This window comes from Bacillus cereus group sp. BceL220 (genome assembly GCF_051776965.1).
Taxonomy (GTDB): Bacteria; Bacillota; Bacilli; order Bacillales; family Bacillaceae_G; genus Bacillus_A; species Bacillus_A cereus.
This window is the reverse complement of the sequence record NZ_JBPWBC010000033.1, coordinates 1-14,982: the sequence shown is the minus strand read 5'-3', so window position 1 is coordinate 14,982 and position 14,982 is coordinate 1. Positions and strand designations below refer to the sequence as shown.

Here is a 14,982-nt window from a genome sequence, read left to right as displayed (position 1 = left end):
CGTAAAGCTCAGGAAGAAGCTAACCGTAAAGCTCAGGAAGAAGCTAACCGTAAAGCTCAGGAAGAAGCTAACCGTAAAGCTCAGGAAGAAGCTAACCGTAAAGCTCAAGAAGAGACTCAACGTAAAGCTCAGGAAGAAGCTAACCGTAAGGCCCAGGAAGAAGCTTCACAAAAAAGTAATGCTGTTGTTTCCTCATCTAGTGGTAATCATAACGGTTCTAATCGAAAACCTTTCCAAAATGATCCTAGTGATGACAAAGAAGCCAATACCACTTGTAAAGGACAAATTAAAGGAAATGCCAATTCGAAAAAATACCATGTTCCTGGTGGACAATATTATGATTCTACAAAAGACAATATTGTTTGGTTCTGTTCAGAAACTGATGCTCAAGCAGCTGGTTATGTGAGATCTAAAAAATAAAGTCAATTACATTAGAAAAGGAAACACTCTATAAGCGTTCCCTTTTCTAATGTCAAAATATTATTATCCATTTATTAATAGCGAATAATAAGCTACACCCTATTAAGATATTAAATATAAGCTGCTTTAAAAGCTTGTTGGACAGCTTGTACTTCAGATGAATTTTCACCATATAAGTTTGTTGCTATACGAATACAACCCTCTTTTAATTCTTTAAAATCAGAAATCATATTTAACTCATCTGTATTCACATAATACAAGATATTAAACATCTTATCTTCTTCCAAAATCTCTTTTCTCTCTTGCTTTTCTTTTAACTCTAACATTTCAAATTCCCCGTTATTATTTATTTCTATTTTCCTATTATCCCTATACATAATTACTTAGGTATGGTTCCCTTTCCTCCTGTTAAGAAAATATATTTTGATCAAATCTTTAAATTGAAAAAAGAGGTTATTGTTATACAAATTACAATAATACATGCTACTTGAATCTCAACAAATATAAATCGACAGAATATTACGTCTTATATTGATAAATGCTATTAAATAGATTTTGATAGAGGAAATTTCTGATATGATACTAATTGCTGAATAATATCTTTGGAGAGGATGAAATTGAACAATGAATGTTCATATACAGGGGAACGAGCAAATAACTCATTTATTAAATGAATGGTATCAAGAAATTAGGGCTAGGCATGTAGACGCCGCTCAATTACTTAAACAAGAAATTGAAAATAAAATCCATGATATAGAAGAAAATCAAACGATATTATTATACTACTCACTAATAGATTTTAGACATCAATATTTAATTGATAGCTTAAGTATTTCTAAAGATAGTTTTAAACAAAGTGATGCTTATAAAACTCCTACAGACGATTTCCTTTCATACTATTATCACTTCTTTAAAGCCATTCATTCCAATGTTACCGGCAATCATAGCCTTGCAAAAATACATTACGATAAAGCCGAATACTTGTTAGAAACCATACCTGATGAGATTGAACATGCTGAATTCCATTATGAGTTAGCCATTTTCTATTGTCATACACATAGATCAATTTTATGTATTAATCATGTAATGAAGGCAAAAGATATATTTTCAAAGCATCCTGGATATGAATTAAAAGTTGCCTTTTGTAATAACTTATATGGATTAGCATGCACTCATTTAAAGGAATGGGAATTAGCTGAGGAACATTTTATCTCGGCTATGGATACATTCCAAAAAGAAAATTTAGAATACAATATTTTGATTGTTCGCCACAATCTAGGATTTATGTATGCTACACAAAATTTATCCGAGGTAGCATTACGATATTTATCTGAAGTTAATCAGAAACTACCTAGCGATTATAAAGCTGTATTCATTGAAGCTAGAGAGCATTATAAATTAGGAGAACATGAAATTGCTCAAGAATTAATAAATAAGGGCCTCCAACTCTCTACTCAATTGGGAATTGAAGGTTATATTCATCACTTTAATATTTTAGAAAAAATAAATCTACATAGTTGTGCTAATGATTTAGAAAAAGCTGTTTTAGAAGGAATTTCTTATTTTGAACGAGAAGAACTATATGAGTATATAAATGAATATACCGAAAAGTTAGCAGTCCAATTTTACAAAGAAGATAATCATCTAAAAGCTAGCTATTACTTTTATAAAGCTAGTAAAGCCAATGAAAAAAACTTTAAAAAAGGAGCATTAAAATGAAAAAATTAGCGGTTAGCTTACTTGGTATCTTAATTGTCGTTACAGTAACTTTTGGATCAAGTCCTTCAACAGGCACTCAAAGTACTGTAAATATTATTAAATATTCGCACGGACATACTGGATAATGAAAGGAAGGATTACACCTTCCTTTCATTATATTTTAGAATGATAAACGTGTCCCCTCTACATTTATCTATAAAAATTTAAGAAAAAAATAATTCAAAAGGTAAAATAAAAATACTATAATTAAAAATTTCCATTTGTTTTTTTTCGTTGGTTTTCCAGCATGTTGTATATAAAAAAACAAGGCAATACCTGCCATCGTAATTAAAAATATTTGGTAGTAATCCATCATCTGTAATACCCCCTCCATACAAAAAATAAGAAGTCTCTTAAAAAGAGACTTCTTATTTTTAATACAAACGACATACATAGGCTAAACATACACAATAAAGTCAGGATGATGTACTTTATTGCCTCTTTATCATAACATATAATTCACCATTTTTGTTTAATAATTCCACACGATAAAACTTTATCAACCTTAAAGTGTTTCATAATAAAAATGAATACAGATAAAATTAACAATATATTCACTTGATGCACACGGAATAGTCTCAAAAGATATAAAGTTCAGTTACAATATCATTCATGATTTTTTAAATTTCCCCTTCTGTTAAGAAGACTTTAAAACTTGAGTAAATTACCTTATATCGCTACTTTGTGTATGCAGAATTACATACCAGTTTCTATTGAAAATAATTCTCATTGTAACTATAATGGTTTCAGGGATTGAGATTTTCACTTTCGTTTCAAATCTCACAATATATTAAAGGAGGAAATACTATTATGAAAAAATTGATTTTAGCAGGGGCACTAGGAATTGCAGTATTGTCAGGTATGAACTTACCAGGGGCTGAGGCATCAAAAGCGAGTGCAGCTACTACGAATTTAGAAATTCAAGAAGTCACAAAATACTACTCTATGAGTTCTTATGAAGTGTCTCAAAAAGAATCATTTAATCTTAAAAAAGGGGAAGAACTTACAGTCTTTGTGCAAAATTCAGGGTTCCCAATTTCTTATACGGTCTTTGATGCGGATAATCAAGTAATTGGCACATTCAATGCTAATTCCCCATATGGTCGCGTATTCAAGGCACAAAAAGACGGTAATATTTCTGTACAATTTCAAGCAGGTGTAAATTCTACGTACATGAAGAAGATGAATTTTACAGCTAAATTTACTGTTTCTAAACTTAGCCAACAATAAAAAATGTAACGATCCCCTTTAAAAACAAATTAAAAAGGTATATCCCTTCAATGGGATATACCTTTAGTTTTAGTGAATTTTATATTGACCAGATAGCTGCTCTTGCGCCATACGAACTAAACGCTTTGTAATTTCTCCACCTACTGAACCATTTGCTCGTGCAGTTGAATCCGGTCCAAGTGTAACACCAAACTCCAGAGCAATTTCATATTTCATTTGTTCAATTGCACTTGCTGCAGCTGCTATTAAGATTTCGTTTGAATTATTATTTTCGCGAATTTGCATTTTTTAAACACCTCCGTTGAATTTGGTAATATCATGCTCTATTTCCAACAAAATATGCAAAAAATTATTCGTTTAGCTATTATATATACCTAAGCTTTCATCTCTTATATAGAAATAAATAAAGGTATAGGTCATACTCTATACCTACACCTTCTACTATCCTACTTACTTTTGAATTCCCCTATTAACCCCTGTAACTCTTGCGAGAGCCAATTTAAAGAATTTGCTAACTCTGCAATCTCTTGTACATATAGTTCTTGCTCTTTCATACTTGTCTCCACATTACTACTGCTATTCACATATGTATTTGCAATGTGTGATAATTCATTTATAAAATGAACAATAGTTTGATTATCTTTTAGAATGTCACTTGAATGATTCGAAGTCGCTTTAATTTGATTTGTAACAGATTGTGCAGATTCTGAAATCTTTTCAAAGAAAGCACCACTACTTTGAACAAGTGATATTCCTAATTCTACTTCCTTTGAACTCTTCTGTATGGATCTTACAGCTCTCTCTGCTTCAGCCTGGGTTTCACCAATTAATTTAGCTATATCCCTTGCAGATGCCTCGGTTCTTTCCGCTAATATACGTACCTCGTCCGCAACACCTGAAAATTCTTCCCCCATCTCTCCAGCACATGAGGATTCAGTAGAAGCATTTAAAGCTAATGAATTTGTTTGATTTGAAATGGTTGTAATTACAGTAAGAATTTCATGAATTTCCTTAGATCGTGCTTCGAATGCATAAATACTAGAAGGTACATCCTGAACTGTATCTTGGATTCTTTTCATTTGATTCACGATTTGCTTAATCAAATCTTTTCCCTCTACAGAATGCTGTTCCATGTCTTCCACAGCATTGCCAACTTGTTTTGCAGCTCCTTTAATTTCTTTCATCTTACTTTCCATTTCTTGAACAATCCCAAAACATTTTTGCACTACATATTCATGAGAATGTGCTCCTAAATTTAATCCTGTAATAGCACTTGCAATTTCTTTAAAGGCTATGCTATTCTCTTTTGTACTTACCGACAATTCCTGTGAAGATGTCGAAACCTGTTCAGCAGTCTGCCTTACTTTATCTATAATCCTATTAAACTTTTTAATAGTGTTATTAAAATAGATATTAGTTATCCCTATATCATCAGATCTTTCATTCAATTTTATACTTAAATCCCCTTCACCAACTTTACGTAACCCTTCTTGTAAATCCTTTACAGGCGATAGAGAGTTTCGTGAGATAAATATTTGAATTGTAATTGCGATAGTTAATGAAATTATAATAAATAGTAAACCTTGTATCATAAAGTTTTTCTTTGTAAGAGGAATAATAGAAGCTTCCAAATCCGCTGCAACAATTGCAATTATATTTTTATTTTCATCTGTAACTGGCTCTAAAATTGTTACCCAGAACCCTAATTCATCTTCATACACTTCTGTCATTTGTGCCTGTTTTGTTTGTATTACTTTATCATATGTTTTCATCCAATAAGTAGGCTGCTCATAGTATTCACCTGGTTTTACAGAAACAGTATTTGCTAATTGTGTATCCAAAGCTACTATTTGTAATTCAGCTTTATCATTTAGCTTGGCTCCTGTAACATATGTTTGCCCAACACTTTTCATATCTTTTATAGATTTATCTAATTGCCCTGTCAATTTTTCTTTCTTCACTCTTTGAGCTGTGGGGTCTTTTGCTACATCTCTTACTATTTCTAAATCTAATTGATTTAATACTGCATCACCTGTTTCAAAAGACTGCCTCTCAAATATAGACATCATACTATTTTGAAACATATTAAAACTTAACGCTCCCATACTTCCAACAAGGGTCAGAATTACTAATACCGTTAGTAATACATTTTTTTGAAGCAACGATAGCTTATGCCAATATTTTTTCATTGATTTCTCCTTTCTTATTTTCAACAATACAAAAACAAAGTAGTAACATATTAAGAGGTTTTCTTTCTGCTATTAATTTAAACTTTAAAATAGCATACTAATCGTTCAACCAAACGTTCCAATTTTTTTCATTTGCGATCGCATCTTTTATATGTCCAGCTACTCCTGGAAATCTATTTAAAGGAAGACGCAATACTTCTACTACTTCACCTTTTCTATTTGTACTGATTTCTTCTAAATCGATGATATTAAAGGGTTTGCCTATAATAATTGCTATAATGTTTAATAGACGACTAAGAATATTTAAAATTCCATATTTATCTCCTAAAGATTTTCAAATTAGATTTGTTGCAGTACCTTCAGCGAGGATTTTTTATAATATTGTTAGTTTTAACTAAAGATAAGAATTTTTAAGAGCCTCATCTTTAGTTATTTTTATCTTGCAGAACAATAAAATCTGAAAGTTTAATTCAATCTCCTATTTTATAACTTTTTTCCTTATTTTTCTATAACATTATAATATTTACCTGTACAATCTAAACTTAGACTCTTTTGGCCTTTACTCTTCAATTGTCTTAAATTCATATGAGGTAGCGCAGAAAGTAAATTTTTAACAAAAAACTTTTGTATTAAAAAATGCAAAAATACATACTCCTCTAAAACTATATGCACTTAAATATTCATATAGTAAAATAATCAGTACAAGCTTGTCCTATACAGCATATTTCCTTAACGGGCTTGATATTATATTCATCATAAAATTGGTGTGACCTTAATATCTCACTTAGCTCTTTAATATTTTGATATTAACAATATAGTGTTAATATATCCCTACTTTATCGCTACACCTACATATAAGCCAAGGATTCAATTACAGAACGGTTTTCATCAATAGTAGACGAAAACATGTCAAACAAAAAGAGACTCAATTATTTATTACTTTTCGTATAGATATAATAAAAGATTATAGGAGAAATATATATGCTCAAAAAAATAAATAGATTTATGTTTGCTTTGCCTACAATTTCTTTTGTTTTTCTTATTTTATTAGGATCATTTTTATTCGTACTACCATTAGATCTATTCTTACCTGAAATAAAAAAAAACCCAATAACAGAAGCACCTCTTATTCTTCAAGTTTTATTAGGGGTATTAGCGGCACCTATATATGAAACAGTAGTTTTTCAAGTATTTTTATTTTGGCTATTAAGTTTGATTCCTTACATTAAAAATCGCGATTACCTTATCATTTTAATAGCTTCAATTATATTTGGATTAAATCATCGATATGGAATCACTTATATAGTTGGTACAACGATAATTGGTCTTTTATATAACTATGCTTATTGGGTATATAAAAAAAAGAATGAAAAATATCAGGTTACAATGCCTGCTTTTGGGGTTGTTTTTTTGATTCACTTATTACATAATTCTATTGCTTTTATAGCATCAAATTTATAAATATTTTAAAGATAATATAGATTAATGAGTTATGTTTGTACTTGTTAGAGGTAAGAGACACGATATAAGAATTAAAGAGAGGATAATTCGCTAATAATTCTAATAGTCTTGTTTCAGTTTGTTTATTTGAAGAATACAGAGAGAGGGCCCTGTCAGGTAAACAGTATTTTCAAAGTATAGCTAAGCCACCTGAGTTTATATTTGTATGGACTCAGGTTATTTAATTTCTTTTGAAATGTTTGATGGTTATAAAATTGTATATATTTGCGGACTTAACATAGATGAAGAAGTCTTTGTTATATGCATTATCCTAAAAGTTTTACTTTCGCGACATACTTTCCTTCATTTTTCTAACATCCCATCCTCTTCTTCCAATCGTTTAGTCTTAGTACCCGAACCTTTAGGTTTCATTCTACCTAAACATAACCCTTTTGTTTTCCCACGTTCTTCTTCTAGTTCTTTAATACCTAAAGTTTCGAATCATTTCATTTAACGTCTTACAATGGGAGAATAAATGGCTATTTCTTTCTTAACAGTTTTACATCTTCTTTTAAGTATAAACGCACTTCCTTTTCCTTTCATTTTGTATAGCAAGTAATTCTAATTTACCCCATAGAAAAATCCCCTCCATAATAAATAGGTTAATGTATTTTCTTTTTCCTATCTACTATGAGGGGAGAATAGCATACTAAAGATAGCTTCTTTTTTGTAAATGATCTAAGATTCTAGTGCAGTAATTAATTGCTGACGTTCTTTATCTCTAAAAATTTTAATTTCATGTTTAAATTCATAATTTCCTTCTTCAAATCTAACCCATTCCTTACTTGTCCAATATACAACATCTACATTTGCATCTAAAATTACAGAACATATGTCTACTAATTCTTCTTCATAAAATGGTGCTTCTTTTGCTAGTTCAAAAGCTAGTACTTTTGGATCCTTACTTTTAATTTGAAGTTCCCTTGAAGTTTGCCCTAAATACTGCCATGGAGAATATAGGGATTGCACATGAACATTTCGAGTTTCTTTAAACTGTGATGGAGAATGTATTGTAGCAGCAAATGTAGGTTTGCTCACTCCTATTGTTGCACCTAAAGCAATAGAACTAATAATAAGTTTTTTAATCATTTTTTCAGCCCCTTTAATTATTTTGGATATGCTTCATTTTTATACTACGTTCATGTTCGTGTAAATGAAGTTGATTTGACATGATTCATCATTTTTTTCAAAAACTGAATATTAATTAATCGTTATAAATTTACCCAAAACAAAAAAGTTTCCATAAGGAAACTTTTTTTGTTTTGGGTATACATTATATGTATAAAAATTAGTTTTGGAAATATTTACTTATTTGTTGATAAAATTGTATATAGATATTATTCTTACTATTATCTACACACATCTTATACAAAGCCTCACTACAACATAAACAAATTCATCTTATGACCGCGTTTCTTCTTACGAAATTAAGTGATTGTTTCAATAGATGGTTTGGGAATCATAAAATTACTTTCTTTCTCAGCCCTATTATTCTGTTCTTTTCCCTAAAATTCCAATATCCCCATTACTTCTTTTGTAAATAGTTTAAAATCAGTTAAATGTTTTTCAATAATTTGACGAACAATATCTAAATTTACACTTTGATAATCATGAACAGCAATATTACGAAATCCAACCATCGCCTTTAACTTATTTGCTAGATCAGCGCTAAGCAATCCTGCTGTAACCAATAAATCAAAGGCCTCTCGACTAGATTGTGGTAGTCCTAATTTTTTTCCCGCAACAATATGCATTGCTAAATCAATACTCGCTTCACAAGCTCTTTGTATATTCAATATTATTGAATCTTGTTTTGTAAAGTCCTCTAAATTTTCAGGGTCATTTCCATACACATCTTGGATTCTTTTTATACAACGCTCTATTGTAGAAATTTTATTTAAAATAACCTCATTCTTCATATATAGAACCTCTTTTCTTTATATCTTCAAATACTACCTGTCGTTCTTCATTCAATTTTGAATACATTTTTAAGGTTTTCATTTCAAAAATAACCTTACGTTTTTCATCCGAACAAAATATTGTCTTTCCTGTATGTATAATCTGAGCTTGAAAAACTGTAGAAGCTTCGGATAAATCAACTAAATCAACATCTCTATGAACAATGTTAGCTAACTCCTGTGCTAATAAAAAACGTTCATAGTTCCCTAATGTTGTGTCACTTACATAAGCTATATCAATATCACTATCTTCTCGTTCTCTGTTCTCAGCCGTTGATCCAAACACAATTATCCAATAGGGATTCACCGTCTCTTGTAATTTTTCTATAATAGCTGTTATCATGCTTTGAAAAATCATCTAATTAATCCCCCTTAGTATACTTGAACTATATTATATCATAACCAATCATAAATCCTTTAAACGACTACAAATACTTAAACAAAATTAAGCCTTTTTAGTACTTAACTCCTCACAAAATTAGAAGCTTATTTCTGACCTAAAATTATTATAGTTCAGGAGTAGATATATTGTAGCTTTGGATCTTAAATAATTGTTAATAATCCAACACTTTCCTGTTAAATGCCTTTTATATTTTCTTCCTGCAAAAGTAAAAGACTGACAATAACTGTCAGCCTCTTACTTTAACAACTCTAAAGAACTTTAGCCTATTTCACAATATACATTCTAATAGTTTGAGGATATATTGCTCTAACAAAGAATTATATATTAATCCACCTTTAATTTTTCTTTTGCCTTTGTAGGAAGTTCGTCCTTTTTAACTTCTTCCCAAGATTTCACACCTTTTTTCTCAGAGTAATACATACGTAAAAACGCTTCTTTACGAAGGTTTTTTAACGCTGTAAACTCCATTTCCTTCTCTTTACCATCCTTATCAAATCCAGGTAATTTATATTCGTAAGTCGTATCCCCATTTACATTTTTCTCTTTTAATTTTTCACCATCCTTGATAATTTGCACATAATATGTATCTGTACCAAGACGATTTAAATTACACCCCGATAACAACACAGTAAACATAACAAAAACAATACACATAAACACTATTCGTTTCATATTATTCACCTCATATCTTTTTTCACAAAAATTATATCCTAATCTATTGGCTATCAAAATTCATTTCTATTACGCTAACATTACGTTTTTGTAAGGTAGTAAAAACAGCATAAAATTAAAAGGATATGAATTCATATTTCTATTGAATTCATATCCTTTGTTCATATTGAGTAAACTATTTTGCATCATTCTAAATAGAAGGGATTTCTATTATTCTGGGAAAATAAAGCTAGAGTCCCCTTCACTATTAGCGGTATCTTCTTGCGGGAATGTAATAGTAGATCCTTCATTTCCCTTATTTCCTTTATTTATTTCTTGTTCCTCAGGAAATACAATGGAAGAATCATTACCTAAGTTTGGTGAAAAACCAAGTTTAGATAAAATGGCCTTTAAGTCAGGTAAAACACCAATTTTATCAGAGATTGGATCGTTAGATTTCGTTCCAGTACTAGGGTCACTTAAAATAGCCCTAATCTGGCTTGGTGTATATACTTTCCCTTGATTATTTTTTGCAATTCCTTGAATTGATGCTGCAGCACCAGCAATAATAGGCGATGCACTAGATGTTCCAGCAAAACTAGATGTATATAGATTTGTTGTAAATTCACTTGGTTTAGCATCTGTAGTATCTACTGCATTCCCCCATCCATATACATCCACTCTACTACCATAATTAGAGAAATATGAACGCTTATGAGGAACCCTAGCAGAAGCTGCCCCAACCATAATTGCCCCTGAATCTTTAAAATCAGGACTATTACGATTTAAAACTTGTTTACCATTACGGTCTCTAAATTGATCCAAATCATTTCCGCCGTTTGCACCTGCTTCAATAATAATAATTCCCTTATTTGTTCCCATACGAATTGCATCAAATATGTCTGGTTTTACTTCCACAGGAAAATAGTTCTTATCTCCATATCCATCGTAAGTTGCTTGTGCCTCTAGTAAAAGAATATCTCCAGCTTGCATATTGTTAACCGCACTTAAAATAGCATCAGCTGTATTATAATTTCCGTTATCCCTAATCTGGGATACAACCTTTACCTTAGCTTTCGGTGCGATCCCAATTCCACCTATGTTATTATCCTCTGCCGAAACAATGCCTAAGACTGAGGTACCATGATCATGGTGCTCGCTTTTATTCTGTCCAGATATCAATTCAATCTTTTGATTCACTAAATCCTCATGACTAAATAACCACCCATACTCCATATCTACGAAAGTAGTTCCTTTTCCATCTCCACCTTTTATGCTCCATGCATAAGGTGCATTAATTCCTAATGGTGCTGGTTCAAGGTAACCTTGTCTTGTAAGTCTAGGCTCATCATATGGATTAACAGATAAATTTGGCAAACGCTCTGCTGGTGGCGCCTCTTCTTCCTGTAAATACGCCGTTTCAACAAGAGATGATTTTTCAATTTTTGTAAGTAATGCTTGTACATCAATATCATCTTGAGTTTCTACAATATAATAGTTTAGCAAATTAGAAGAAATATGATCGGAATCTTTTATTTCTTTCCCAAGATTTTTAATTTCTTTAGGATTTAAAGAATTAAAAAGTCGATTTATAGTTACATTTGGATATTCAGCTAAAATTCCAATTAATTCAGGATCTTTTTTTTCTTCTTTAATGAATTTTTCTATTCCATCCTGATATGGTAAATTCGCTTCATTTTTAAATTTCAAAATTAATTGTTTAGTAACTTGCTTATGTACAGTAGAATTCAATTGCTTATTTGAATAATTGTAAGTAGCTGCATAGGCAACTTCTGATTTTTCACTTGGAAGTAGTCCGCCTACCCCATTAAATGCTGTTAATGCAATTGAAGAAACTAGAATTCCCTTAAAAATTTTCAAAACATGCACCTCTTTTTATTAATATATAATTATAAAAAAATGTATATTGCCTAATTTCTTTTTATACGAACGTTTTATATGTAGGACTATATTTTCAACTCCATTCATTCTTTAATATTTGTTTATACATTATTAATACAACCAATTCATACCAACAACTTTATTAATTCAGTTACATAACTGTAACCATTATAGTTACACCTTTGTGAAATAGTCAACCTTAAATGCAATTTTGCATGTAAAATCATACATACTTCTATCAACTTACTCCCAATTATTTCAAGAGAAGTTGAACTTCTATCATTTTGAGTAATTGCATATATATAATATAAAACATATAAGGGGGGTTAAAACGTGGTAATCTCAAGACAAGATTCCTGGACTGATGATAACGATTTACTTCTCGCATCAACAGTACTTCAGAATATTCGTAACGGTGGAACACAGTTAGCTGCATTCAAAGAAGTAGCAAAACTACTAGCTAGAACACCCGCAGCTTGTGGATTTCGTTGGAATTCATATGTGAGAAAACAATACCAAGAAGAAATACAACAAGCAAAACAAGACCGAAAAATGGGAAACAACATTCCCCTCTCCCCATCACAAAAAGAAAAAAACTCTTTGTCTATTACATTAGATGATATTATTCTCTTTCTACAAAATTATAAAGATGTGAATGAATTGACAAAGTTACAAAATCAAATTGAAGATTTAGAAACAGAGAATCAATCTCTTCTACAACGTATAACTATGTATGAAGAAGAGTATCGTATGTTACTGAACCATATCGATAAGACAAGAAATTTAATTGCAGTGGATTAAACAGCATAACTATAATGACTTTCCAGTAGGATTTTCGCCCGCCAAAACCACCATAAATAAAGAAAATTCAGACTGTTATTAGTAATAATAAGTAAAATACACATACATAATGTATGTGTATTTTACTTTGACTATTATTAAAAGAAATATTTAGTCTATGTTACATCTTTTCTAATATTTCTTGCCTTTCACACCATTTTGTTAGCTTTTCTAATGCTTTTTTAGATAAACGTTTTGTTTTATAATTACAAAACCTAGATAATGTAGACGGAGAAATACTAATTTCATCTGCTATTTCACGAATGCTTACCTTCTTTTCATTGTGTACTTTCAGTATTTGGTCACGGATCTTTTTCTCTATTTGTTCGACTGATTCTACAGTCTTCTTTATTTCTTTAACAACTTTTACTTCCGGTAATTGCTCTTGTGGTTCCTCTATACTCTTCTTTCCTATTACCCTATCCATTGACTGTAGCATTTCTTCAGGTGGTAAAATCGTTATTCCTAAGTTGGTGTAATAATTTTTAAACCAATTACGTTTCCCAATTTGTTGTTCATCCAGTGGATCACTATACTCCCAATGAGAGATTACTTTTTCATTTTCTAAATCCATTAGAACATTTTCTAACTGTTCTCTAATACGATTAGGCTTCCAATCTTTTGGGATATCCATTACTGCTAGCAGTCCTTTGTCCCCACCTATAGAATATGGCTTTTTCAATGATGAATACATTTGTCTAATTCTCCATTGCCATGTTAAGTATCGAATTAACCTTTTATGATATTTGTGTCTATAACTATTGTATTCAAGTGCTTTTTTAGATAATAGGGCTGTTGTATTATTTGATCCATACAAATAATTAGTTAAAAAGCTACCCGGCTTAATACGACAAGATTCAATGCCCATGTATTCGTTAGTAACACTATGTCTCCATAAAACAACTGAATCTAATACAAATAATCTTTTGATAACTTCACGCTTTAATTCTAAACGTTCCCCATCATCATCACGGTCATTTAATACAACGACTTCATTCTCATCATTTAAATAGATAAAAATGCTTGCTAAAGCTGCAATTCTCTTTGCTATCTTAATTTTATCTTCCGCTCTATAGTATTCTTTATTTTTAACAACTGTTTTTGGAATGTTGCACATCTCTAAAACTTGTTCATACGAAAAGTCAATAAAATCATCTGGAGATTTTGCTTCATTAATCCACTGTATTGTGATTGCATCTAAGCAATCTGCCGTTAAATCATCCATATTACTCATTACGTCATCTACAAGGGTATTCCATCGAGCTGCTTCTTCTATATTGGTAAGTCTTAAATCTTCATCTTTGTGTGAAGAAAGTTGAGCTACACCATTAGAAGACCTCGTTTCAATGGGATATTGTAAAACCTTACTTATTTCATCTTCTTCAAATTGATTCTTTGCAATCCCATCTCTTAATTTATAATAAACAGCAGAGTTATTTACCTCGTAATAATCCTCGTGATTCACTATATTTGGCTTATCTATATTTTGATCATTTTCTAATATTAAAGAATTTGTATGTACTACATTTTGAAATTCTTTTTCTATAAATACTTCAATTTCTTTATATATTTCTTCTTTATAAGAGTCAATTTTCGCATAAATTTGTAATAATGTAATTCCGGACTCTTGCTTTTTCTCTAACCAAGATACTAATGCAGTAAATGATGGAGAAGCATGGGGTGATGTGAGTACTTTATTATTATTATTTTCAACATCTTTAAAGTATGCATTCCACTTATTCCATACTAGCTCGTTAGTTTTATAAATTGGCTCAGAGATTAGCAATGCATCTCGAAACATTTGTAATAAGTTATCCACTTTCTTTTCCTCCCTAAACCATGGATCACAATAAAATAATTCTTAGTATAAAAATCTTAACTACTATTATATTTAATTTATTGTAACAGATATTTACAAATTTTTGTTCCTTTCTTTCCTTACATTTATTTCCTTAACTCTTCAACTTGCAACATGCTGCTCTTTCTTTTACCTATTTCTACTTACTATATTTCTTTTGCACCTTTCTTTCCTTAACTCTTCAACTTGCAACACGGTTGCTCTTTCTTTTACCTATTTCTACTTACTTGCATTTCTTTTGCGCCTTTCTTTCCTTAACTCTTCAACTTGCAA

The 14,982-nt window shown here is 30.7% G+C and carries 15 protein-coding genes; 6 read left to right on the top strand and 9 right to left on the bottom strand.

What is annotated here, in order from left to right:
- Positions 1–420 (top strand): sunset domain-containing protein (locus tag ACS2FK_RS30065; RefSeq protein ID WP_438899963.1); only part of this gene is annotated, 420 nt, incomplete at its 5' end.
- A 110-nt stretch (positions 421–530) separates the two neighbouring features.
- Here ACS2FK_RS30065 and ACS2FK_RS30060 read toward each other — a convergent pair.
- Complete coding sequence (locus ACS2FK_RS30060) at positions 531–746, bottom strand: M4 family metallopeptidase (RefSeq protein WP_063550070.1); 216 nt, start codon at positions 744–746, stop codon at positions 531–533.
- Between the two features lie 298 nt (positions 747–1,044).
- On the opposite strand from ACS2FK_RS30060, the gene ACS2FK_RS30055 reads away from it, so the two are divergent.
- From ACS2FK_RS30055 to ACS2FK_RS30045, 3 genes are all read left to right on the top strand, one after another.
- The gene (locus tag ACS2FK_RS30055) at positions 1,045–2,139 is read left to right on the top strand and encodes a Rap family tetratricopeptide repeat protein (protein ID WP_063549683.1); all 1,095 of its coding nucleotides are present in this window, start codon (positions 1,045–1,047) and stop codon (positions 2,137–2,139) included.
- On the top strand, positions 2,136–2,264 hold the full coding sequence (locus ACS2FK_RS30050) for a hypothetical protein (protein ID WP_000732003.1): 129 nt from the start codon (positions 2,136–2,138) through the stop codon (positions 2,262–2,264). The genes ACS2FK_RS30055 and ACS2FK_RS30050 overlap by 4 nt, the downstream gene beginning before the upstream one ends.
- A gap of 724 nt (positions 2,265–2,988) precedes the next feature.
- Complete coding sequence (locus ACS2FK_RS30045) at positions 2,989–3,408, top strand: hypothetical protein (protein WP_063549681.1); 420 nt, start codon at positions 2,989–2,991, stop codon at positions 3,406–3,408.
- A 69-nt stretch (positions 3,409–3,477) separates the two neighbouring features.
- Here ACS2FK_RS30045 and ACS2FK_RS30040 read toward each other — a convergent pair whose 3' ends face one another.
- Positions 3,478–3,693 (bottom strand): alpha/beta-type small acid-soluble spore protein, encoded by a 216-nt coding sequence (locus ACS2FK_RS30040; RefSeq protein WP_001167046.1) that lies wholly within the window; start codon positions 3,691–3,693, stop codon positions 3,478–3,480.
- 161 nt (positions 3,694–3,854) lie between these two features.
- Positions 3,855–5,597, bottom strand: a complete 1,743-nt coding sequence (locus ACS2FK_RS30035) for a methyl-accepting chemotaxis protein (RefSeq protein ID WP_063549679.1) — start codon at positions 5,595–5,597, stop codon at positions 3,855–3,857.
- Between the two features lie 981 nt (positions 5,598–6,578).
- Here ACS2FK_RS30035 and ACS2FK_RS30030 point away from each other — a divergent pair.
- Entirely contained in the window at positions 6,579–7,058 is a 480-nt protein-coding gene (locus tag ACS2FK_RS30030; protein WP_063549677.1) for a CPBP family intramembrane glutamic endopeptidase, read from the top strand.
- Positions 7,059–7,775: 717 nt separating this feature from the next.
- Here the strand turns inward: ACS2FK_RS30030 and ACS2FK_RS30025 are convergent.
- The 5 genes from ACS2FK_RS30025 to ACS2FK_RS30005 all read right to left on the bottom strand — a co-directional run bounded on the left by ACS2FK_RS30025 (position 7,776) and on the right by ACS2FK_RS30005 (position 11,990).
- The gene (locus ACS2FK_RS30025; protein ID WP_063549675.1) at positions 7,776–8,186 is read right to left on the bottom strand and encodes a hypothetical protein; all 411 of its coding nucleotides are present in this window, start codon (positions 8,184–8,186) and stop codon (positions 7,776–7,778) included.
- Positions 8,187–8,602: 416 nt separating this feature from the next.
- The gene (gene hepT, locus ACS2FK_RS30020; RefSeq protein WP_000787540.1) at positions 8,603–9,016 is read right to left on the bottom strand and encodes a type VII toxin-antitoxin system HepT family RNase toxin; all 414 of its coding nucleotides are present in this window, start codon (positions 9,014–9,016) and stop codon (positions 8,603–8,605) included.
- Complete coding sequence (gene mntA, locus ACS2FK_RS30015) at positions 9,006–9,413, bottom strand: type VII toxin-antitoxin system MntA family adenylyltransferase antitoxin (RefSeq protein WP_000577227.1); 408 nt, start codon at positions 9,411–9,413, stop codon at positions 9,006–9,008. The genes hepT and mntA overlap by 11 nt, the downstream gene beginning before the upstream one ends.
- Before the next feature lie 369 nt (positions 9,414–9,782).
- Positions 9,783–10,130, bottom strand: a complete 348-nt coding sequence (locus tag ACS2FK_RS30010) for a YxeA family protein (RefSeq protein WP_043939138.1) — start codon at positions 10,128–10,130, stop codon at positions 9,783–9,785.
- A 210-nt stretch (positions 10,131–10,340) separates the two neighbouring features.
- Positions 10,341–11,990 carry a S8 family peptidase gene (locus ACS2FK_RS30005; protein WP_063549673.1) on the bottom strand — a complete coding sequence of 550 codons (1,650 nt, stop codon included), beginning with the start codon at positions 11,988–11,990 and terminating at the stop codon, positions 10,341–10,343.
- A gap of 354 nt (positions 11,991–12,344) precedes the next feature.
- On the opposite strand from ACS2FK_RS30005, the gene ACS2FK_RS30000 reads away from it, so the two are divergent.
- Positions 12,345–12,812, top strand: a complete 468-nt coding sequence (locus tag ACS2FK_RS30000; protein WP_063549671.1) for an RsfA family transcriptional regulator — start codon at positions 12,345–12,347, stop codon at positions 12,810–12,812.
- A gap of 160 nt (positions 12,813–12,972) precedes the next feature.
- On the opposite strand, the gene ACS2FK_RS29995 is transcribed toward ACS2FK_RS30000, so the two are convergent.
- On the bottom strand, positions 12,973–14,670 hold the full coding sequence (locus ACS2FK_RS29995) for a helix-turn-helix domain-containing protein (protein ID WP_063549669.1): 1,698 nt from the start codon (positions 14,668–14,670) through the stop codon (positions 12,973–12,975).
- Positions 14,671–14,982 lie beyond the last annotated feature (312 nt).